The sequence below is a fragment of the Paenibacillus sp. V4I5 genome (assembly GCF_030817255.1).
In the GTDB taxonomy this organism is placed as follows: domain Bacteria; phylum Bacillota; class Bacilli; order Paenibacillales; family NBRC-103111; genus Paenibacillus_E.
In genome coordinates this window covers 220,921-244,597 of sequence record NZ_JAUSZB010000001.1, presented here as the reverse complement: position 1 = coordinate 244,597, position 23,677 = coordinate 220,921, and the positions used below count along the sequence as shown (strand labels likewise).

Sequence of the window (23,677 nt, the reverse complement as noted above, 5' to 3'; positions counted from 1 at the left end):
AAAGTGAATGTCATTAGTTATTTTCTACCAGGAACGGTCATCAATCCATTTTCATGCTCAATAAAAATCTTGCTGCAAGACGCTGTGCCTTTTGTAGGAGAACCTGGAATTGCATCAAATATACAAACTTGTTTCTGTACTTGATACTTATCATCAACTCGAACAACTGAATAATCTACTGAAGGCAATTCCATATTATCATCTTTATACTTCAAATCCACCGATACTTTGATATTTGCTGAATCTGAAATGTCCACTTTTCCCAATGAAAAAGCTATTAACGGGGTTACTCCACCAGCGTCACCTTCCTTAATAATGGCATTAAAATAATCTGTAACGATGCCCTTAGCAGATTCTTCAAGATTTTGTTGTTGCACCTTCTGTATTGGTCTGCTCGTTTTCTCTTCAAGCGACCTATTATCTTGTAACCCAGCTGCACTGACTATCCCAGCACAAGTAACTAAAAAAAGAACTGTCAGGATAGAAGCAAATTTAGAACTTTGTCTCATATAAAAACTCCTTTTTGTTAATTTAATTTTTCACAAACACCATGGCCCTTTTATCCTTTGTATTTATATTTTCTCAATACCTCTTTGTCTTTGTCTTTGTTTTGTCTCCTTCCAGTAAGTTTTAACTACTCAATTAGACGTTCAATGCTCACAAAAGTTCCATCATTTTACAAATTACACTTTACTGCCCGTTAGCACAATAGGCTTGCACGCGGCAGCCATTTTACGTTTGTTCAACTATAGTTCCCCGTTAGCTTAATTGCTTAATCAGGCTTACTCGGATTACTTCATCCCAAATTGGCCCACGGCGAACCTCTTGATAACCAATTTTTTTATTTAGCTCGATGACATGATTATTTGTTTCTTCTGTATGTGTATAAATTAAATTAACTTTATGATTTTGAGCTTCTTCCTCCAACTTGAGCTTTAGCTTAGTCGCTAATCCTAATCTTCGATAACTTGGATGAACCCATAATTGAAATATCTCGATAAACCGCCCATCAATTTGAAATAGGTTTCTGTCTAATTCGTTGTAAATTGTTTTCCACGGATACACGGAATCCCTATTTGCTATGGAATACATTATCATTGCAATTGGTTTGTTGGAAGCAGAATCCTCAATAACAAACACACCTTTATCTGAGTCAGTGAGAAATCCTTCTATTTTCTTACTATGTTCCTCTTTATTTTGTTCTGTCATATCAACTACATCCGAAAGTGTGTACCCATCATTTTTTAAATCAATTAGAACTAAAAACTCCTGGTCAGTTTTATTAGATTTTCGTATGTTTAGCATTCGTTCACCCCGCTATCGTTCTGCGCTCGCTTAAAGATTCGAAACATAAGAATTAATTTCTTGATTACTCGTTAAACGGTGTTATCCAAATCCTATATATCATCTTCCCATCCACTAAATCCTTTGAAGTATTAACACTAATCCTTACATTGTTGTTGCTAGCCCATTTTGGAAGGTGCTCGGCTAAATGCGCGAAAACTTTATCATCTGGAGTTGCATATCCTACGTTAACTCTTAGACCTCCTGCAAAGTCAGGATAAAGTGAATCAGCCCATTCATAAACTTCCCAAGTAGAGTCAAATATTCTACTTGCTTCCTTGTATTTCTCATTAATCCATTCAATGTCCATTCGGAATCCTCCTCAAAAGTATTATCCGTAACATTGAAAATACTTACCTTTGGTATTCGTGAATTGATTTAAGTATCCTTCTGTTACTTCAATGAAAATAGGAAGCAGATGTTGCGGCAATCTGCTCCCTGGTTATTCCACTATTGTTCTCTCTCCCGTTAGCCATCCATGCAGCGTAAGCGCCGCACCACAGATGATGAAAATGGGGTGAAAAATCTGTCAATACTGCTACTATGGCTGGGAGAGGAAGGTCGATGAACTATGGTGCCTTAGAGCCCATCCGTTAGTCTGACTCCAACGATCACGGTGCATCACAGATTGTCGCTCCCTTTTGGGAAGCACTCATGGGAGATTAATCCTACTCTGATTGTTGCACCAGCCTCTACTCTGATTTAGCCAAAGAGAGGATGTTTTTAAGATGGAAGTTGTCATTGAACGAGCATGCGGTATGGATATTCATAAGGACAACATTACAGCATGTATTCTCACTTCGAAGGGAAAGGAGATTCAAACGTTTTCAACGAAAACTGTATTTCTATTACAGCTCATCGATTGGATTAAACAACATGAATGTACTCATGTTGCGATGGAAAGCACAGGGGTATTTTGGAAGCCTATTGTCAATTTACTTGAAGCTGAAGGAATTGAATTTTTAGTGGTGAATGCTCAGCATATGAAAGCACTGCCTGGACGTAAAACAGATGTCAAAGATTCGGAATGGATTGCCAAGCTTCTTCGTCATGGACTCCTCAAAGCAAGTTTCATTCCAGATCGAAATCAACGGGAGCTTCGAGAACTTGTTCGGTACCGTCGCAGTATCATTGAAGAAAGAGCTAGACAAAACAACCGAATTCAAAAAGTGCTAGAAGGAGCAAATATTAAGCTTGGCTCAGTTGTGTCCGATATTATGGGCGTTTCTTCTCGTGATATGCTGCGTGCAATTGCAGATGGTGAAGATGATCCTGAAAAACTAGCGAACTTCGCTAGACGCACCATGAAGCGAAAAAAGGATGATCTTGAACTTGCTCTTCAGGGTTATGTGCACCCTCACCAACGCCTAATGATAAAAACCATTTTAACTCACATTGATTTCTTAAGTGAACAGATCGAGATGCTAGATCAAGAAGTCGCTACAAGGGTAACCCCATTCCATGACGACGTCGAACGTTTAGATTCGATTCCTGGTATAGCCACTCGAATGGCGGAACAAATCTTAGCGGAAATCGGGACGAATATAAAAAAGCAGTTTCCGAGCGCTGCGCATTTCTGCTCCTGGGCAGGACTCGTACCTGGACATAACGAAAGTGCAGGAAAGAGAAAATCTGTCAAAGCCAAAAATGGAAACAAATATCTGAAATCTGCCTTAGTTGAAGCAGCCCATTCTGTTGCAGCGTCAAGAAACTACCTCGGCGCCATGTATAGACGTACAGCAGCGCGAAAAGGAAAAAAACGAGCAGCCATCAATGTGGCTCATGCAATGTTAAGAATTGCCTACTATCTCTTAACTCGTAAGGAAATTTATGTTGACTTAGGTGAAGAATACTTTGACAAACAGAAGCAACAATCTATTGTAAAGTACGCGGTTCGACGACTAGAAAGCTTAGGTTATTCTGTGACCATTTCAGAAGTCTCTTAATTACTCAAAGATACCAATATGTTTTATTCCGGGCGCTTCACCCTTTTAAAAAAATGAATGAGCTGCGTCTTCTTTACTATTGTCTTTTTCAGTGACTGTAGTTTTAATTTTCATGGGAGTTCAGGATTTTCACCAACTGAATTGTTCCACTCTGCCATAGCTCAGTGTATTCCTTTTCGATTTTAAATCCATGCTTTTCATAGAATTGAACAGTTTGCTGATACACTGGCTTCGAGCTTGGCGGCACCGTTAAAGCAACAATTTTATTAAAGCCCATCTTCTTTACGTGTTCCAACAAATGCAATAACAATTTGGAACCGATCCCTTTGCGATGGTATCTCGGGTCAGTACCCATTAATGAAATAGAAATTGAGCCTTCTGCACTCTTAAAGACTATAAAAGATGTAACTTGTCCATCACTCTCAGCACACAATAAATCTTGAAACATTAAATCTTTACATGTGTCTTCTGCAACATCCTCTGTAAACCAAATACCAGTCAATGAATTTATTAATTGATTAATCTTTTGCGTAATAGGGTCACCAAATCTAGTAGGTCTCTCGTATAGATTTATTGAAAAATCCATCTTTTGCAATCCCCCTCTTCTCACAAAAAATCGTTATCATTTCATGTGACATTGTAACACATATCCAAGAAGAGAATCATTGCGTTAAACTGCCCGTTAGCGGGGTGAAGGGCTGCCACGCGGCCCTTCACTGTTTAGCTATCGTTTTCCGTTAGGTCAAAGAAATAAATTCATTCCAGGAGCGTCAGATGCTCTTGATTGAAATCCGAATTTTCATACACACCTCATTGGCATTTTTTATCGTGAATCATTGTTGGGAAGCTCTTCTATTGACTTGTAGATAAGTTTTTGTTTATTTGGTAATTCCATATCTCTATGAAAGTGACCAAAATACCACTTTTTATAAGATAAGCGTTCTTTTATTTGCTCAAGGTAATCACTTAACTGATCCTCATGAATACCAGTATTATTAGATTCATTTAGTATCAGCAAGGTCGATGTAGGACACATATGCGTGATTACGAAGTCAACCTCCCATTTATGCCGCTCTAGATTCTTAATTCCTTCATGGTACTCTTCTAGTGATGGCATCTCTTCTGGCCACCAATTAACATTCTCTTTTCGATACTCTTTGTCGTGAGATTGAGCTCCACCAAAAGTAAATATCTTGTATCCCTTAATAGTAAAAATCTGACCTCGCATTAAATGTATAATGCTTTCGCTTATTCGATGTACGTTTCCACCATTCCAATTCTCTACAGGGTAAGAATTAAGCAACTGGAAATTCTCATGATTTCCGTCAATAAATAAAGTACTAAAGTTTTTTCGAGCTAGCCATTTCCTCCAATATAATTCATCATTTTTATTGTCCCATACAAGTCCAAAATCTCCAGCAATTATTACGTAGTCATCTTTACTTAAATCTCTATTAATGGGAAATCGCTTGGAATTCAATTTACCAATATCTATATACCCATGAAGATCACCAGTTACGTACAACGTAATTCACTTCCTTGGAGAAATCTCAATTTAATAACTAACAGTTTATTCTCCACTCAACACGGGTTTCCTTTATTTGTAACTAAACTGCCCGTTAGCTTAATCCCCCCCCCCCCCCCCCCCCCCCCCCCCCCCCCCGCTGCAACTAAATTGTTAATCATATGCTCTAACTCTAAACCACTCAGTAAAAAAACGTTCACCCAGAGCTAATGAGCGAACGTTTTTTTATTTCAATACTTTATTTGTCATTTCTAAACTTTATTGTCCATTTCAAAACCAATTTGTCATCCAACAAAGAAAAGAAGAAGGATTTGCTCCTTCTTCTAATTTCTAAGCTGATTCACAATGACATCCCAGATATCTCCCGCTATAGTGATCGGTACATCGGTGGTCTGAACAAGTCCGTTGCTCCAATTAACAGTAAACCGCATCGTATACGGCCCATTTGAAAGCGTAGTATCGAAATTCGTATTCAGCATTTCACCAGTGTAGTTAATGAGATCTGAAGAGGACATAGCAGCCGTATCATTGGTCTGTACTAGCGTCGCATTTACGCTTACTGGCTTTGTCGACGAAGTGCCCGTGTCAGTAACCTGAGCAGATAATTCAAAGGCTTCTCCTGCCCAGAAAACATTCGCAGTTCTGCTCTTTGAAGGAAACATCACATTCCATGACTGTCGGTACGCTTCCCACTGAGGAGTGTGTGTGACTTGTCCGGTTATGCTTAGTGGTAATGCAGTAAAGGTATACGTCTGCACATAGGTACCGCCCAAGCCATCGTCCAAATTCAGTCTCAAGGTATAGACTCCTTGATTCAGCGGTCCATACGTGAAAGTCCTTGTTGAGCCCGATGCCACATTGCTCCATGACATGATACTGGTGTAAGCTCCCGCATTGAAGCTGACATCCACAATCACGTTTATTGCATTGTTATCTGGGTCTGAAACATTCACCGTAAATGTTGGTGTGTCATGCTGATAGATCGGAGTAATAAAGGTAATATTACCTGTCGGTGGTCGGTTGATTAAGAACCACGTTTGCGGTGAAAAATTGGACCACACATACCCGTCAAATACTCTCACCCTAACACGCAGCTTCTGTCCAGTAGGCAAATCAGATGGCACTGTCCAGCTTCCTGTATTGGAGGTGGAGTCTTGAACCGTCACACCGCTATCCAACACCATTACAGTATTGTCTTCGTTAGTTACTTCGATTTGGAAATGGGAGAACACTGTTCCAACATCAGGGTCAGTCTGGTTCCACTCAAAGGTTGGCTTGGTTGTTGTGAATATGGTAGGCGCAGCTTGTGTGCCTGATGGGTTGGTCATGTTTGCACTTGGTGGACTATTTGAAGTCATCCAGCCAACAGTTGACCAATCAGACCACACACCACTTACAGCCTGCACTCTAACCTGTACCTTTAACTTGGCACCCAAAGGAGCATCAGCAGTCATGGTCCATGACGCCTGAGTTTTTGGGCGATCCGCAACGGGGACGCTGGTATCTCCACTAGAGAGCAGTGTTCCAGATTCGTTCCACACACGCACTTGTTGGTACACGATGGAGCCATTTTGTGGGTCCAGCTGGTTCCATGTAATTGTTGGTTTTAATGAAGCCATTGAAGAAGGATTTTCATACGTACCAGTCGGATATGTCAGGCTGACAGTAGGAGGAAGCACACTTCCAAGATAGCCATCATTACTCCACTGAGACCATGTTGTTTCATCCTTAACACGAACCTTGATATGCCATTTTGCATTAGTAGATCCAACCACATTGGTAGCAATGTAACTGTATGCAGCGGCTTTGGATGTAAAAGATTTTACTCCCGTACTGTAGTAGTCATATTCAACAGGACGACCCATCCAATCTGTAGTTATTTGGCCAATGTACACCTCATAAGCGGTGAACGTTGTATCAGGGTCTATATCATTCTGGCTCCACGAAATGGTTGGGTTACAACCGACACAAAAGAAGTCTGGTTTATCCACAGAACCACCAGGATAAGTTAATATTACCGTAGGTGGATTATTAGGACGAAGACCCACATCAATTATTTCAGTGGCTGGCCATGACCAGGCACCATACTCATCTTTAACTTGCAAGACAATTGTGTAGGTTCCTGAATCTTGTACGCGGTCCAGTTTTGAATTGATGACATTACCATCAGGGGTGATGTAATACCATTTTTCTTCGAAGATACCATGATTTGCTTCGTAGCCTGCGTCCATGCCTCCAGTACCTATATCGTAACGGTCTGGGTCGTAGCTATTAGCGGTATAGTTAACCACACCGTTTGGTTGCATAGCAGCAGTGAATACAGCTACCGGTCTACGATGCACTGTGATACTCTTCTTGAAGGTGTTGGAGTTCTTCCGGTAAGAGTCGAATAGCATGTTTGGATACTTGAAGATCGCCGCTGGATAAGGATCATCTTTTGCTCGCAAGGCTATATCCCATTTACCAACTCGATCGAAAGTAGGTTGCCCTGACGCAAAGCTTTGACCGCTCAATGGAGACAATCCCCCATTGTTCCTAAACATTGGTATGTGGGTGTAGGTCCAAGCGAATGAACCAGCAATTGGGTCAAGTTCAGGATCTTCGAACTTGATGTTGTCATACTTCAACTCAGCCTTACCGGAATCCTCGTCCAAGATGGCATAGTCGGCTGACCATAAATCAGCTTCAGCGTATGGCTTAGAGGTCATGGCACTGTATTGTACAAATGACTTATCAGAGAACGCACCGAACTTACCACTGGTTGGGAAACTGTTATCGACAATATCGCTAAAGTAATTAACCTTGTTGACCCACACATTCAATACATTTCCAGATGTTCTGATTTTGACGCTGTAGCTTTTACTGTCCTGAATGTTATATGGTGCGGAAGCGAGAACTGTCCTGCCACCGCTCACATATTTAGACAGATACATGCTTGTGCCATCAAACTCCAAAGCATAGCGATTTGCACCGTCTTGCATACGGAATGAATATCCGAATAAGTTAGTGTCTATTTTGTTTTGTTCTGTTTTGAAGTTGTAGGCGATATCCGCGTCATTCAAAACATTTGGTGAGATGAATTGACCATATTGGTACCGCTGAATGTTTACAGCAGCAGCTTCAGCTATCGGACCCTTATCAATCCAGTACACAGTGTCGCCATATGGTGGGCTGTTGTAGCCGGTGACCCACGAATGATACATGTAAGCTGACAGAAGTAATCCGTCGCCCATATATTCGCTAAAGGACATTTTGCTGACTGTTTGGGTTGCACTGGACATGAATCCTAGACTACCTTGTAATGTAGCGCTATTCCCACCTGTGCTGATGTTACTGCACTGATTGAAGATATTGGCAGCACATTTACCACCTTGGTAATTACCCCAAGCGTCTACGTGAAGATTAGCAGACATACCTGAGACCTGCGGACCACCCCATCCCCAGACGCCACCCGTTGTCATGTCAATCACATTATTGACAATGGAACGGCTATCGCCCCATGAACCACCAACAGTATACAACGTTTTTGATATGATGGTGTTATTGGCTGGATTGACGATCATGGTGTTGAGGTTGTCACGCCAGTCATAAGTCCAAGCAGCACTGAAATAAAGATTGTTACCACCAGTTCTAGCGCGCCAAACAACTTTGAAATTCTTGTCATACTTAGCAACATAAACACCAAGACCGAGTTCTGGAAAGAACCTAAGATTTCGGTCAGAGCTGTTGATGGCATTACCAGCAGAATCAACACATGTTTTGGTTTCGTAGAAATAGGTATTGCCCATGTTATCGCGGAAAGGCTGTTGATATTGTGCGTAAGAACAAGATGCAGTGTCGTACTGAGCAGGTGTATAGCTTCTTGGTGTGTCGGTATAAGGCCATTGTGCATACTTTTTCTCGTATACAGTTGGTACAGGTGGGTTGTTATTAGGAATCGTCCCAGCTTTTAGGATATTACCATAAAGGTCAACCTCATAATAACTGTCTCCGAAATATCCGTTAGGGCTGTAATAGCCAGCAGAATCCATAAGGATTAGGAGGTGGTCACCACTAGTTAGTGTAGCCTTAACGGTTGCACTTCCCCATTGCCCTGTAGAACCTGGGATATCGAAACAAGCTATTCTAGTGCCATCCAAAGCCTTGAAACTACACGCCATGGTGCTGTTAACACTAGTGATATAATCTTGATCGCTATCGCCTGACGTGTCGCGAGTATACTTGACCGGTGTTATCTTTGTGAATATCAGATATACCGTTTTCTCAGCAAGGTACGGCGCAGCAGCATTACTGATTGATTCTGACACCTGTCTAGTTGTTCCTGTGTTAGAGGAATTGACGTAGTACGGGACATCCTTCATAGAAGTCAACTGACTTCTCGGCACATTATTAATGTCTAAGGTGTAATCGTATGGGTTACCATCTAACCAGTAATGCTTGTACGAAAAGGTTGCGAAGCAGGAAGTGCAAGAAGTGGTGTCCTGAACATACTTGCCCTCATAACGACCAATTTTGTTTTTGTTTAACGCATAGAATTTATAAGACGGGTCCGAATAACTGGAAGACCCTGTGAAGTAAAGATGCACTTTGTCGGACGAAACGGGTGTTGCTCCGCTTACCCAACCAGCTGGTTGCCCATCTGGTCCAGGATAGAACAAAGGTTGTGAGTACCCAAAAGTTGGGGAGGTCATGGCTTTGTAGATGGATAACCCATTCCGGCCCAAACCATTGTCATTCAATGGAGCACTGAAAGAATCAACATCTCCGAGACCTGCCGGAGTACTTATTCGATTGACACCGAATATCTGAGATTCTTTACCTTTACCTGCCCCAGTTGCCAAAGTTTCATTATCATTCTGCCAATTGTAAGTCGGTAGCTTGCTTAACACACTGTTGGTGTTGGTCGCAACCAATGGCCAAGTAGCAAGGATGTCAGAAGCTTTGTAAACTGTTGGTGGATTCGGGTCTGGGTTCGGACCATTGCCTGAAAGATCGAACGATACTTCAGGCGCTTGGTTGATAACATCCATGATACCTGACTCGGCTTCAGCAAAAGCACCAAATTCTTCTACTGCACGAAGTTTGAATTTGTATTTACCGACTTTGGTTGGACTGAATGAATACTTATTAAGATCACCAGTGATTGATGTCCAAGATTCTTCATCCAGATTGCCATCATTGTCAGCATCATACTTGATATACCACAACACTTGCGTGATGTTGTCACCATCAGTGCTGTAGGACTCATTTAAAATATCATAGCCATCACCACGAATACCCAGTGAAGGTGCATTGATTTTGGCAATTGGTGGGTAATCAGGGTGGACGATAATATTACATGAACTGATGTTCTCGGACTCCAATCCGGATGAATCGTAAACCCTTTCCAATGTAACTGCGACAGTGATATCCGACATGGTATTGTTGGAATAAACAGGTAACTTATTAGTCCAGACATCTCTAGAATGATCGATTGTACGACCCATTGGGCTTCGGCTCTTGTCAGCATTGATTGCATTAGCAGCTAGTGGGTGATTTGCTTTCACCTCAGAAGGCGCAGTACATGCAGCAATTGGATTCGGTTTTACGACATTGATTGTCGCTGAGCGTCTGCCTGATTTTGCCCCGCGATTATCTGTTGCTGTGGCATAAACAGTGTGGTAACCTAGCACATCAGCTTTGATGTTACGATAGGTGTCACCATCGTATGCCAACTCACTAAACCCGTATCCTGTAGAAGTGTCCGCGAAACTTTTAATCCAAGGGTCAGTACTTCCCTTGAAATCCCAGTTGAAATAGAATCCATCGCCATCAGGATCGTATGGCTCATTAGGTGTTCTGGATTTGTCTAGCACGACACCTAAGTCAACAAAGTTGCCTACAACGATTTCATCAATTGTTGGGTAGTTGTTGGTGTTTCTGTTGGCGAACCAACCAGGAGTAAAGAATGGTGCAGCGTTATCAGTGTCAATGCTGATCGTAAAGGTCTGTGGCCCGACTACTTTGGAACCTCCGCAACTTGAAAAAATCTTCATAGTAACATTGACCACACCCTCACCCATACCTCTAGGATAGGGCGGTCCAGCAAAGCTACCAGTAGACGGTGAACTTGTGTTGCTGACACCATCAGCAATCAAACCATTTTGTTCGAAGATGAATCCGAACTTGTTCATGACACAAGCATTACCACTACCGTCAGTTCCTGTGACAGCCACACCAACAGGTGTTGCCCAGTTGTCGTCACCGTAAGTCATACTTGTTTTATCCAAGGTGAATGTACCGGTGATTGATTCTGGCACAGGTAAGGCAGCACAACTTAAAACTGGTGTAACGGTAACGGACTTGCTGTTGTCACCAGTATTACTCTCACCTGAAACGGTATCTACAAATATAGCCACGTTATACATGGAAGTACCTGCAAAGTTCTTGGTGAATGTTTCTGTTTTAGGCGTGCCCGAAGCTAACCCTGTATAGTTGAATGTTTGGTAAGTTGCGCCATCAATAACAACCCTGGCAGAGAAAGCTGTGGTGATGTCTGTGCCACCCGTATTAGAGAAACTGAAACTGAACGATGTTGAGCTGCCTGCTTGCACACAAGAAGGTGCGGTAATGGAAACACTGCTGATGTTAGGTGCATTAGGTGGTGTTTCATACTCAACTGTTACATTACCATCGTACTCATAGGTGAAACCTTGTAGATCCACGAGAAATGCGGTGTAGTAGGTAACAACTTTCGCACCATTTGCTGGAGAGTTGATCTCATACTCAGAATCAAAACCATCCACAAAGTTGGTGAATTTCTGCTGGAACAGGACACGGTATTCGCCAGCATCACTAGCATTTGATGTAACATCAACTACTGTTATGGCTGAGGATCTCGGTAGCCCTGTCTGCCCATTTGGCCCGATAATTGGGGTAACAGCAGTGTTTACAGTTGCTTTAGTTGCAGTAACGTTTGACACAACGGAATCAACAATCGAAACCCCTGCATCTGTCTTATACGGTTTGGAAGAATCCCTTGTGGCGCTCAAACTAAGCGTTTGTAGCTCCGGAAAGTCCGTGGAATCACAGCCTGGGAATTTTGGCATAAAATAACCACCAATTGACTCCGTTGGTGCGGAAGACCCCCTATGGTGTGTTGCAGGACCAAAGTTGGAGGGACCACAACTTATCTTAACCGAATTCCCACTCTTATCGAAAACGTCGGCATACCAGTTAGAGCCTTGTGAACCTCCTGGGATGTAACGATACCAAGCATAATACCCTTTCGCGGAACTATTATCTGTTGAAGCTACAGTGATCTGCGTCCCGCTATGAGTATCATTTACTGCCCCAGAATAATCTTTCACCCCAATGGCAGCAGGTGGTGTTATGTCTTCCCCATTATGTAGAATCCTCTTGATGACATTACCTGCAGGCACATTTGTAATGTTGACAGTGCCACCCGATAAGTAGTTGCTGGAGGCATAGTACTTGGTACCAATCTTCTCAGCACCACCAGCAGTGAAAGCTATAGATGAGGTCACAGTGCCGGGCGAGGCGGCCAATGCTCTTAGCTCCTCGCCCAAATACTGCGTAATGTTTGATTCCAAAGCCATCATAGCGAGAAGCGCAATGCTGACCATCCTAACACGTTTCTTTAATAATCCTAAATTCAAGTTAGACCACCCCTCTCACGATAAGCACCATTACGGTTGATATGTTTGCAACGATGTTATTGTGTGAGTCATATCCTTAACAGGTGGTTTGGCCGGAACAAAAATTTGAATGTCGATCCCTCTAGGAGCTTCAGCACCATCTTTTGGTAAAATAAAAGCCCCCATGTCTCCGAATCTGTTTTTAAATACCGAAGTCAAGGTATTTAAAGTTCCGTTATGAAATGCTTTTTCATCCGGTATCTTAAATCCAGTAAAACTCATCCCCAAACCATAGCGACCTGGGTAAGACTCGGTGTCATTATTAAACACAGTATGTGACTTAACCAAAATTACATAGCTTTTAGGGTAGTCTTTTACTAACGGCATTTCCTTACCAGAACGCTCTGTTTGATCGAACCAATGTAACTCATTGATATCACCCAGCAGATGACGGTTAGGGTCATTTGCATCTTCCATGTCAATAGCAACGACTTGATCAATTTCACCTTTGTACTTACCATCTGGTGTTGCGTAAGTTAACTTCTCAGGCAACCAAGTTAGACCCTCGTTTTGTTGTGCTGTAAACATAGGAATCATAGAGAACATATTAGTGCGTTTGAGTTGCAACTCAGCTTGTCCAATAGCCACCTTGTCAACAGGAAGTTTTTCACCATTGTTTAGTGTAAGAACACGTTCAACGATTGTAACAGACTGAGCACGTGTTGTTTTACCTTCAGGCGCTAGTTCCCCACCAGATAAACCTTGGATAAGACCTTTGTTTACTGCAGTATACATCACACCTTGATCATTAAGACTAACATGCTTTTGTTGCAAAGATGGGTCAGTTGAACGAACGGCAACTTTAGACATTTCAAGCCGCGTGATCGGGTTTTCCAAGAAAGAGGCCGTAATTGCTTCTTCACGAACCAAACCTTTTTCAACAGCTGCCTTGATGTAAGGCACGAACCATTGACTTCCTTCAGTTGAGCCAGACACTTTCAGCTCACTTGCGGTTACAATCATTTTAATGAACTCGGCGCCCGTCACATAGTTCTCTGGACGAAACGAGCCATCACTGTAACCATCAACATATTTTTTAGCAATAGCCGTTGCTACGGCTTTTTTAGCCCAATGATCTCGCATGTCTGCAAATCCAGTTGGGTTATCATCTGCCATTGTAGGCACTGCATTCATCAAAGATAAAAGCATTAACGAAGCAGATAGAGCAAGTTTCCTTTTCAAAATGAGTTTTCCCATGATCATTTCTCCTTTTTTTAAGATAAGATAGTTCAAACCATACCTCTTGAGGCATAAAGGGTTACTGAGAGGTGATCGTCTTCCGGAAAAGAAAAAAACCCTATGAGGCACGTCACCGACATGACAGAAAAAAACACTGTCATGTCATACGCTGCACCCATAGGGTCGCTTGCTTGCGGAAGGTAGTTCTGATCTGCCTACCATGATATCACAAGCAAAAACCATTTGCTACAGCGATTTTCGACATGATTTTTAATTTATTATTGTATATCTTAGAACCTTTATATAATGCAAATAAAAGGCTCCTATTTTCCGATTTCCATTAAGGAGCTACCCTAATTCCACCAACATATAATCCATCAATTCGGAAAAGCATTTTTTCCTGACATAATATCGATGTTCTACCCCAAATCCGAATACTAGAAAAAAGAAGAGAAGAAGGAGTTGATCCTTCTTCTAACTTCTAAGCTGATTCACAATTACGTCATAAATATTTCCCGCAATAGTGATCGGGACATCAGTGGTCTGAATGAGTCCATTATTCCATTGAACAGTAAATCGCATTGTATACGGTCCACTTGATAGTGTATGGACGAAATTCGTATTCAGCATCTCGCCGGTGTAATTAATCCGATTCGAAGAGGACATGGCAGCTGTATCATTGGTCTGCACGAGTCTTGCACTTACACTTACAGGCTTTGTAGCCGAAGAACCCGTATCCGTAACCTGAGCAGATAATTCAAAGGCCTCGCCGGCCCAGAATACATTTGCACCTCTGCTCTTCGTAGGGTACATCAAATTCCATGACTGTCGATAAGCTTCCCACTCCGGAGTGTGTGTGACTTGTCCGGTTATGCTTAGCGGTAATGCAGTAAAAGTGTACGTCTGCGAATATGTACCGCCTAACCCATCATCCAAAGTTAGTCTTAGGCTATAGGTTCCTTGATTCAGCGGTCCGTACGTGAAAGTTCTCGTCGAACCCGAAGCCACATTGCTCCACGACATCAAATTGGTGTATGCCCCGCCATTGAAACTGATATCCACCTTCACACTTAGTGCATTTCCATCCGGATCTGACACGTTCACAGTAAAAGTCGGAGTGTCGTTTTGATATATCGGCGTCGTGAATGTTATGTTACCACTTGGCGGACGGTTGATAAAGAACCACGTTGATGCTGAATATGGCGACCATGCATACCCGTCAAATACACGAACATGTACTTGAAGCGGCTGATTCGCCGGCATGTCTACAGTTGGAACCCAACCTTGCGTCGCCGACGCTGATCCTTGGAAATACTGCCCCGTGTCATAAATCACTGTTCCGCTACTATTCATTACTTGCAACTGGAAGTACGTAAATACCGTACCCGGATCTGGATCGGTTTGACTCCAAGTGAATCCTGGTCGCAACGTATTCACGATCGTCGGGCTCGCTGCGGATGCACCGGTTGGATAAGTCATTGTGGAACTTGGCGGACGGTTTGTAATGATCCATCCGATACTTGACCATGGACTCCATGCCCCGGCGTCGTCACTGATCATTACTTGCATTTGGTACTTGGCTCCAACAGCCAAAGCAGTGTCGAGTTGCCATGAACCACTCGCTGACGTCGTGCCTTGAGTGACGGTTCGATCGATGACCGTGTTCCCTAATTCGTCCTTCACCAAAATTCTCGCTTGCGTGAAAATGGTGCCTGGATCCGGATCACTCTGAGTCCAAGTAACGGTCGGTGTAAGTGAGCTTACGTAGTCTGGACTACTTTGCGTCCCAGTTGGGAAAGTCTGTACCACGTTTGGCGGATTGTTCGGAGGTGGTGTAAGAACAAATACTGAGGTCTCATGCCAATCGCTCCAAGCCCCATATTCATCTGCAACAGCTTCGCGCAAGGTATATGTCCCTTGTTTGCTAGGACGAGTGAGCATTCCACTTACAACATTTCCATCAGGGTCGGTATAACCATACATGCGTTGGTAAATACCGCGATTTGTAGCAAATTCGGCTTTTTCGGTCGAATAGTTAGTTGAGCTTAACCACCTGTCTGGGTCGTAGCCGCCTTCGTTCCAAGTTAGCGTGAAGTCTGCATTCTGGTTAACCGTGAAGAAGCTAATCGGTTTCCGATGAACGGCAACTAACTTGGTATCAGGGTCTGCGAAGCTTCGAAATGCGGCGTAAGTGTTATCGGGATATCGCTTTCCTACAGGTGCAGGATCGTCTGGTTCCGTAAAGCTGATTTTGAATATCCCAACCTTGTTAATACTCGCAATCGGAGAATTCACTTCCCTATCCACATACGAATTTGTTGCATTCGTATCTGACTTTCCATCCCCCGCATCGAGAAACTTCTGAGGTGTTGTATTGGTGTATGTCCATTTGCCGAGTTGCGGAATGGCGGGATCATTTTCTGGATCCGTAAAGTTCACATTGTACTGGATCGTTGAGTCGACAAGCACCACGTTATCAACAGTCGTGCTGTTGTTTGGATACTTTTCGATATGGAACCTCTTCATGAACAAGTTGGGTGCACTCGCAAATATGCCAACTTTACCACTAGAAAACTGTGAATCATAGACATCGATCAAAGGAACGCCGTTTACATATACAGTTATATGATTCTTATTTGCCTTGACCTTCAGATCGGAGTAGACTCCAGGTATTAACGGATTGGTTTGTTTGTCCAATTGTGTTCGTACTCCGTTAACGACCTTGTTTAGGACAACTCCCTGAGTGGTCAATTCAGCTTGATAATAGTTCTTATTATCTTGCGCACGGAAGGTTATTCCAGCACCATTTTGATCACTGAATGTAGTGTCTGTATACTTAACAGAAACATACATAGAACCATCTGCCAGAGTCTGCGAGTTATCAACGACGTTACCATAACTGAACTTGCCGTCACTAGTACTAGAGCCAGAGAAAGTAAACTTACGACTCGAGTAACAGAAGTTATCAAAGCTACCATCACTTTCATCATCACTGCTCCACCGGAAATAACCCTCACCATCGCCAGTCAGGATAGTTTGGATATCCCCACCCCAAGTACTACACCTATCCGATTTTGCAAAGTTTTCAAACATCGGGGACTCCATAAGCTTGTCTCCCGTTAACACGTCATAAACCCTCATAGAGATAGCAGAAAATGTTTGCTCCCATGTGTACGGTGGTACAATTTTCCGCACATAACCAGTAAGTGGGAGTACAAACTTACCGTCAGAAGTCAATACCCCTGTAGTACGGAAGTACTGATTGTTATCACTATCACTGTTATACGCTGCGCCCTGAATCTCTAAAACAATCTGCCCAGTTTTTATGTTATACAAGGTGTGCATAATTACATAGTTATAGCAGGTACTACTATCGTCACTTCCACAGTTATAACTAGAAACCGTCTTGATTCTTTGATAGTAAACAACATCTTGATAGGATTTTTCAAACATGTTGTTGTAGATCTGCCCATAACCATACCCGTTGGCAGGATATTGATTCACACCCTTCAACCCAGAATAGTCAAAGCCAGGCACCTGCCCAATATATGCCCCTGTATCGTTATCGTATATTCCATCACTGGTAATCAATCTCTTGTTATCAGCAGTGTGGTACACGATATCCAAATATGGTGAAGAAGTCATTACAGACCAGTAACAACAACCGCTATCGTAGTTGATATAGGTCTTGGCACCTGTCCACAGGGCTGTCCCACCATCAGGACTATACTTTTGTAGGTTACAGCTGAAGCTATCTATATAGGTAGTGTTCCCGTTATCATCCTGACCATAACCAACCTTCGAGGAAGTACACTTAAAGGCGTAGAAGTTACCTGCCTTATCTCGTTTCTGGTTGATGGCCGTAGGAACAGTGGACTTGACACCATTGTTGATAAAGTTAAACGGTGGTGTGTCTACTGGCTTTGGAGGTACCGGAGCAGGACTTACCCAACCCGCTGGAGGTGCGTTATCAGGTACCATCCAGAAGGCATATTGCCCAGCTTGATGTGCTCCCTGATAAGGTCCACTTGTTGTTTGATATGGCACATAGTTTCCTGAGGCAACGTTGGAAAGCTTGAATAGCGGTCGGTAACAGTTCCCATTGATGGGCATCTCCAGTAATCACTACTGCAGCTGCGTGGGTGATTGTAACTACGCATCCACAACATGTCCGCCACAGGATTGACATGGGCTTCCCAAATACGAGTAGAGTCGGTACTGGACATTGTTCTAGCGGTATTGGTTCTTGCATCGAAGACACTAAAATAATAGCCATATGGTGTCCAACAAGCACTAGAACACATGAAAGAACCGTCGGTAGCAAACCTATACCAAGAATCCTTCGAGCCCCTCTCACCCATCGGTACATATGTCTGACCACGAGTTCCCCAAACATACTCATACATGTCATAACCTGTTGTGGCCATACTGAATGTCCCATTAGTTGGTACAGAGTACAGACTGTAAGACCTAGCAGGCGCAGCTAACGCTTTTTCAGTTGGGTCATAATACATCCCAGCAAGGCGATTAGCACTGTAGGCATCGTCAACTTTAAATCTGGAAGTGTCGGTCAGCAATTCCTGCATGTTGTAATTCACACCCTCTACAACGGGTGGGGCGGGCATATCGCCTTTTACATCAATTGCTAATGTTGGCTGCTGATTCACTACGGTGAAAAGGAATTCTTTTGTTGCTGATTTACCCCAATCCTCTTCAACATAAATCTTCAATTTACAAGAAGACAGTACAGTAGGAGTAAATGTGAAATTACCACTACCATCTGGTGTGACGGTGGTCACAGGATCGTCGGTATAGACACCATTCAAATTTGTATCGCAAGTAATGGTATTCACATGCTTAACAATAGTATCACCATCAGGACTGAATGAACTGTCGTGCATATTCATCGCGATGCCCCGCAGACCTTTAGATGCTAAGCTTGCATCTGCTATAGGCGGAAGATCAGGCAAAACGTTGAGCGTTGCATTTGCAGGAGAAAGCGATCTTAGTCCCGCGCTGTCTGTGACATCCAGCTTAATCGAGTAATTTCCTGCGCTTGGATAAACTGCTTGCTTTGTATTATGCCAATCATAACCTGTAATGGAACGCTTCATAGGACTCCAACTGCTTGCGCCGCTGATGTCTGGGCTGAATGGTCTACCCTCTACAACCTTCGGTGGCAATGTAATCGCCGGAATCGGATTCGGCTCCATGACGGTCACGCTGGCCTTACTCATTGATGTGTTGCCACAAAGGTCCGTAGCGTAAACATCAATTGAGTGCGTACCATCTTCTGCACTCGTCAATCGCATGGAGAATGGGAAGGAATACCTTTCTTCATACTCCCAAGGATCGTAATCATCAACGTATTTTTTGAGCCATGAATCCTTGGCAGCAGCTCCGCTCCAGTCCCAATAGAAGTAATACGGGTCACCATCAGGATCTCTCGGAGTCGCCGGGTCAGATATTGTATCTTGTATGATTTGTACATCCAACCAATCTCCTGGGAATGCCGTGTCTACTGCATAAGGCATTGAGCTTGCTCCATGGTAAACAAATCCCGCTTTAAACTGAGGAGCATTATTGGAAGGTGTACATGATACTGGCTTTGTAACTTCAAACGACTTCGGTCCTGCTGTTGCCTGCCCGCCACAAGTCGATGTGACTTTTAGCGTTACTGTGACAGTACCTACCGATAGCCATTTCGGTTGAGGCGTAAACCCACCAATATCAAATGAGAAGGCAGATGTCGATTTTTTGACCTCACTGTTCCCATTCTGTGTTATCGTATACGCTACCTCTTGGATGGAGCAGCCGCTTCCTCCAGAAACCGAGATATTGTTAGCTTGAATCCCGTTTTTATCACCGAATGGAATCGACGGCTTTTGGACAATAAAATCCGCCGTTACCGTTTCTGGAGACATACACGTCGACTTAGCCGTGAACATAAAGCTCTGGATATTGTCAGAAGTATTGCTTTCCCCCGGAAGGGAATCTACGATCAGCGTGAATGACTTCGTCGTCGCAGCTGAAAAGGTGTAAGTGAAGCTCCCTGTCGCCTTCTGTCCTGCCCTAAGCCCGGAACCATAAGTGAAATCTTGCAGAGGACTTCCATCTACTCTAACATGGGCTGTAATCGTAGAATTAATGTCCTGGGTCCCATAGTTCTGGAAAGAGAAGTTGAATGTTTCAGCAGTGCCAGGTGTAAAGCAAGAATTTGCTGATGTTACGGCTAAATTTCCAAGGTCTGCTGTAGTCGGTGCCGGCGCAAATGTGACATTCACTTTAGGACGATAACGGTATGTTGTCCCCTCTAAGTCCACCGTAAAGGCATAGTAGTATACCATCACTGCGGCCCCATTTGCTGGCGAATTCAGTTGCTTGGAGTAGTAACTCGCCTGGTTGAAGTCAACGACAGCATCGATGTTATAGTGATCTGAATCGCCCCCACTTGCAACCGTAAAACTCGGAATCGTGGATGGCATCGTGTACCCGGAATCTACTCCCGCCGGACCATCAATAGGTTTAGCGGTATCTAGGCTTTTGTCGATTGCACGGACGGAAGATGAAGCAACCGCCGTAGAATGGATATACGTAGAACCTAAATAGTATGCCTTATTCCTAGCAGCCACTAATTGAAGGGACTTTCCAAAGCTGCTTGATGTAAACCCGGGATACGCTGGCAATCCTGTCCCGTCACTATCAATGGTGTCGGGATCAGAGGGATAGGCTGACGGTTTTGACTTCACCTTTTGCGAGGAACCGTCTGAAAAATTTAAATCGGCGTACCAATATGGCGAGCGAGGGTCGTTCTTTATGTATCTGTACCACGCCCAATAGCCTTGCTCCGAGTTGTTACCTATTGACGATACAGTTTGCGGAAGACCCGGAACAATAGCCTTGCCTGTCCAAGTCGATTGACCCTTCCAATTGCTAGATGAGCCTAGCTCTGGGGATACCGTTCCAGTCGTCCCGTCAACTTGTGTTACCGTAACGTTATCGATGACATACCCAACAGGTGCTGTAATGCTAAAGTTATCAGTCGCCAGCGTCGGTGTAGCATCAAACATTTCACTTCCTACTGTATATCCCGAAGACGATGTATATTGAACGTCAACCGTAGACTGCGGTGGTGTCGTTGCTGCCTCGGCTGATGAGAACTTACTAATAACGGACAGCAGCGCCCCCAGAAATAACAGAATTGCAATAAATGTTAGTGAGATGTATGGAAATTTCTTTCTCAATTTCTTCATATCTTCACCTCCTTTTGATTCCCAATCCCACTTGGATTGATCACTTACGTTGGCAAATGGTCAATCCAAGGAGGACTGATCCTCCCTAGTTGAGCTTGTTAATTTGTAAAAAGGGCACCAAAAATTACTTTCACTTCTGGCATGGATTCGCGGGTCGGTACGTTCATATCAATAGTGAATCGACCACTCCTTGATTGCAGTCCACTTTTCGGGATAACGTAAGCCGGCAAATCAGAAGGAGTTTTTCGGTAAACCACTGCAAGTGAGTTTAGTGTCCCATCTTTTAACGCAGTCTGATCTGGTGAACTAAACCCATGAATGCTAATACGAGGTATTTTAGCCACGTACTTGTCCGTATCCTCATTTACTTCGTTATGCATATTAAAGAATAAAACATAACTATCGGGGTAGTCCTTAACGAACGGATCCTTTCCCGGCCCCTTATTTGCTAACCAACGTAAGGAATTGAAATCCCCCAAAAGTGAACGGTGGGGATCGTTCGGGTCCGCCAAATCGATAAGGATTAGGCTGTCGATCACTCCCTTATACTTTCCATCAGAACTTGCAATAAAGAGATTAGTAGGATCCCATTTGGTTGTTTGATCACCGCCAAAAATGCTTGGTGCCATGGAGAAAATATTTGTTTTCTTTAGCGCAATTTCGGCATTGCTTGCAGCATACTTGTCAGTAGGGAGCTTTTCTCCCGCTTGTACCCTTAATATGCGTTCGATGATCGTTACGCTTTGTGCTCGAGTCGTGGTTTTCTCTGGTCCGAGTTCCCCGTTGATTAGGCCTTGAATCAGACCTTTCTTTACGGCGTTGTACATAACAGAAACATCATCCATCCTCAAGACTGGATTCTGCAACGTTTTATCGGTTGCACGCAAGGACAATTTTGACATATCAACGCGACTAATCTCTTGATTCATTTCATTAATATCAAAGTCTCCACTTTGATAAATCCCTGCAGTTTTCGCTGCATTCACATAGGGCACATACCACATTCCACCATTTGTCGTCGCTGTTACAGGTAATTTCATGGCCGTTACGACCATTTTAATGAATTCGCCCCGGCTTAAGTTAAAATCCGGTTTAAAGGAATGATCCTCATAGCCATCTACATATCCTTTGTTTACGGCACTCAAGATGGAATCCTTTGCCCAATGATCAGATATGTCTACGAGATCAACCTTTGCTTGCGTTGAGTTCGCAACTGCTATTTGATCGCCTCCGCTTGCCTTACAACCTGAAGCAGCCATCACACTAAATGCAGCTCCAATGAGAAAAGCCTTTTTCCATATCATCATAATCAACTCACTTTTCATATGAATTTCAGCCCGCCTCTTCTCGCTAATTGCCAAAAGAAAAAACCCTATGAGGCGCGTCTTTGACAGACAGAAAAATTCTGTCATGGCATACGCTGCACCCATAGGGTCGCTTGCTTGCGGAAGGTAGTACTGATCTACCCTAAATGATATCACATGCAAATCCCATTTGGTACAACGATTTTGGACACGCTCTGCCATTTTTTATTCTGAACTTGCTTTTGAAACTGACAAAACTGTATATCTTAGAGCCTCTACATATTGCAAGTAAAAGGCTCCTATTTTTCCGATTTCCATTTGTTCAAGTACAAACTCTTTTGGTAAGGATTCTTTATAGGATCGTTTCTCCGTCATGGCATCATATACGTCGCATACAGCCACGATCTTGGATAATGCATCTTCCGGAATAATCTGTTTTGGATAACCACATCCATCTTCTCTCTCATGATGGCCTTCTATGGCGGATATGATATTTTGCTCGTAGCCGTTATCTTTCAAAATCTGCACTCCAAATTCAACATGTTTCTGTATAAACTGGTACTCAGATTCCATCAACTTGCCTTTCTTGGAAAGAATATGATCAGGTATATTCATTTTTCCTACATCGTGAAGTAGACCTGACCGTAACGCAGAGATGCTTTGATCATGATCCATTCCAATCATCTGTGCAACCTGGAAGCAGAGCTGTGAAACGCGAAGAGAATGGTAGTAAGTCTCTGCGTGATGTTTCCTTAGCCGTTCTAATATGAGATAGTCAGCCATCCTTTCACCGCCCGATATCCAATTTTATTTTATCCGGGATGCTTTTAACACGATGTCGTTATCGGAACCGGACGTTTGCTACACTACTAATGACAATTGGCTCTTGTCTTCCAAAGCCAATTAAATTTTGACGAATTTCTACAATAGCCACAACCGATGGACCGTAGATTGTAACATCTATGTTTCTGGTAACCTGCGCCGATGTTCCGCCATTTGCTATGATCGACCGATGAATGACAAATGGATAACTTGGATTCGTTACAAATTCAATCCAATGAACAACCGGCGCCTGGCTTAAATAGCTCCCTGCGACAGGAATGTTCGTAGAATCGAGCCGCATATTAAGACGTAAGTATTTATAAAAACTGTTTGTACCTGCCGTGGTGTTATAGACAAGAAGTCCCTTTGCTGCTTGTACTGGATCTATATCTAAAGATGCGGCGTGAGTTGCATGATCTATAAGGGGCTTAGTTTTGTCAGTGATAACCGTTTGGAGCATCCAGTTCACGATAACCACCCACATCCATACAATTGCTAATATAGCAAGAAGGGAAAACAATAAGATATGTACGCCACCGCGCTGCTCGCGAAATAAAACTTGGTTTCGCCGGCGAAGTGCAGTCAGCCAATTCAACTTAATTCCCTC

General features: G+C 43.2%; 13 protein-coding genes. 1 reads left to right on the top strand and 12 read right to left on the bottom strand.

What is annotated here, in order from left to right:
* Positions 1 to 17 precede the first annotated feature (17 nt).
* The 3 genes from QFZ78_RS01170 to QFZ78_RS01160 all read right to left on the bottom strand — a co-directional run bounded on the left by QFZ78_RS01170 (position 18) and on the right by QFZ78_RS01160 (position 1,654).
* Complete coding sequence (locus QFZ78_RS01170; RefSeq protein ID WP_307544664.1) at positions 18 to 509, bottom strand: hypothetical protein; 492 nt, start codon at positions 507 to 509, stop codon at positions 18 to 20.
* Between the two features lie 250 nt (positions 510 to 759).
* Entirely contained in the window at positions 760 to 1,305 is a 546-nt protein-coding gene (locus QFZ78_RS01165; RefSeq protein ID WP_307544662.1) for a GNAT family N-acetyltransferase, read from the bottom strand.
* A 64-nt stretch (positions 1,306 to 1,369) separates the two neighbouring features.
* A complete protein-coding gene (locus QFZ78_RS01160) occupies positions 1,370 to 1,654 on the bottom strand; it encodes a hypothetical protein (protein WP_307544660.1) in 285 nt (94 codons plus the stop codon).
* Positions 1,655 to 2,072: 418 nt separating this feature from the next.
* On the opposite strand from QFZ78_RS01160, the gene QFZ78_RS01155 reads away from it, so the two are divergent.
* On the top strand, positions 2,073 to 3,290 hold the full coding sequence (locus tag QFZ78_RS01155; RefSeq protein WP_307544658.1) for an IS110 family RNA-guided transposase: 1,218 nt from the start codon (positions 2,073 to 2,075) through the stop codon (positions 3,288 to 3,290).
* 103 nt (positions 3,291 to 3,393) lie between these two features.
* Here the strand turns inward: QFZ78_RS01155 and QFZ78_RS01150 are convergent, their stop codons facing one another.
* From QFZ78_RS01150 to QFZ78_RS01110, 9 genes are all read right to left on the bottom strand, one after another.
* Positions 3,394 to 3,876 (bottom strand): GNAT family N-acetyltransferase, encoded by a 483-nt coding sequence (locus QFZ78_RS01150; RefSeq protein ID WP_307544656.1) that lies wholly within the window; start codon positions 3,874 to 3,876, stop codon positions 3,394 to 3,396.
* Between the two features lie 237 nt (positions 3,877 to 4,113).
* Complete coding sequence (locus QFZ78_RS01145) at positions 4,114 to 4,815, bottom strand: metallophosphoesterase family protein (RefSeq protein ID WP_307544654.1); 702 nt, start codon at positions 4,813 to 4,815, stop codon at positions 4,114 to 4,116.
* A 323-nt stretch (positions 4,816 to 5,138) separates the two neighbouring features.
* The gene (locus QFZ78_RS01140) at positions 5,139 to 12,473 is read right to left on the bottom strand and encodes a CARDB domain-containing protein (protein WP_307544652.1); all 7,335 of its coding nucleotides are present in this window, start codon (positions 12,471 to 12,473) and stop codon (positions 5,139 to 5,141) included.
* A 30-nt stretch (positions 12,474 to 12,503) separates the two neighbouring features.
* On the bottom strand, positions 12,504 to 13,709 hold the full coding sequence (locus tag QFZ78_RS01135) for an S-layer homology domain-containing protein (RefSeq protein WP_307544650.1): 1,206 nt from the start codon (positions 13,707 to 13,709) through the stop codon (positions 12,504 to 12,506).
* A gap of 456 nt (positions 13,710 to 14,165) precedes the next feature.
* A complete protein-coding gene (locus tag QFZ78_RS01130) occupies positions 14,166 to 17,738 on the bottom strand; it encodes a glycoside hydrolase family 78 protein (protein ID WP_307544648.1) in 3,573 nt (1,190 codons plus the stop codon).
* Positions 17,636 to 20,944 (bottom strand): hypothetical protein, encoded by a 3,309-nt coding sequence (locus QFZ78_RS01125; RefSeq protein WP_307544646.1) that lies wholly within the window; start codon positions 20,942 to 20,944, stop codon positions 17,636 to 17,638. Before QFZ78_RS01125 ends, QFZ78_RS01130 begins: the two co-directional genes overlap by 103 nt.
* Positions 20,945 to 21,042: 98 nt before the next feature.
* Entirely contained in the window at positions 21,043 to 22,269 is a 1,227-nt protein-coding gene (locus QFZ78_RS01120) for an S-layer homology domain-containing protein (RefSeq protein WP_307544644.1), read from the bottom strand.
* Positions 22,270 to 22,473: 204 nt separating this feature from the next.
* Positions 22,474 to 23,031 (bottom strand): HD-GYP domain-containing protein, encoded by a 558-nt coding sequence (locus QFZ78_RS01115; protein ID WP_307544643.1) that lies wholly within the window; start codon positions 23,029 to 23,031, stop codon positions 22,474 to 22,476.
* Between the two features lie 58 nt (positions 23,032 to 23,089).
* Complete coding sequence (locus QFZ78_RS01110) at positions 23,090 to 23,665, bottom strand: hypothetical protein (RefSeq protein WP_307544641.1); 576 nt, start codon at positions 23,663 to 23,665, stop codon at positions 23,090 to 23,092.
* Between the last annotated feature and the right edge of the window lie 12 nt (positions 23,666 to 23,677).

Bases quoted from the DNA above. Each gene is read 5' to 3' on its own strand.
- QFZ78_RS01115 (WP_307544643.1), bottom strand. From the start codon at position 23,031: ATGGCTGACTATCTCATATTAGAACGGCTAAGGAAACATCACGCAGAG.
- QFZ78_RS01125 (WP_307544646.1), bottom strand. From the start codon at position 20,944: ATGAAGAAATTGAGAAAGAAATTTCCATACATCTCACTAACATTTATT.
- QFZ78_RS01120 (WP_307544644.1), bottom strand. From the start codon at position 22,269: ATGAAAAGTGAGTTGATTATGATGATATGGAAAAAGGCTTTTCTCATT.
- QFZ78_RS01170 (WP_307544664.1), bottom strand. From the start codon at position 509: ATGAGACAAAGTTCTAAATTTGCTTCTATCCTGACAGTTCTTTTTTTA.
- QFZ78_RS01160 (WP_307544660.1), bottom strand. From the start codon at position 1,654: ATGGACATTGAATGGATTAATGAGAAATACAAGGAAGCAAGTAGAATA.
- QFZ78_RS01155 (WP_307544658.1), top strand. From the start codon at position 2,073: ATGGAAGTTGTCATTGAACGAGCATGCGGTATGGATATTCATAAGGAC.
- QFZ78_RS01135 (WP_307544650.1), bottom strand. From the start codon at position 13,709: ATGGGAAAACTCATTTTGAAAAGGAAACTTGCTCTATCTGCTTCGTTA.
- QFZ78_RS01150 (WP_307544656.1), bottom strand. From the start codon at position 3,876: ATGGATTTTTCAATAAATCTATACGAGAGACCTACTAGATTTGGTGAC.
- QFZ78_RS01165 (WP_307544662.1), bottom strand. From the start codon at position 1,305: ATGCTAAACATACGAAAATCTAATAAAACTGACCAGGAGTTTTTAGTT.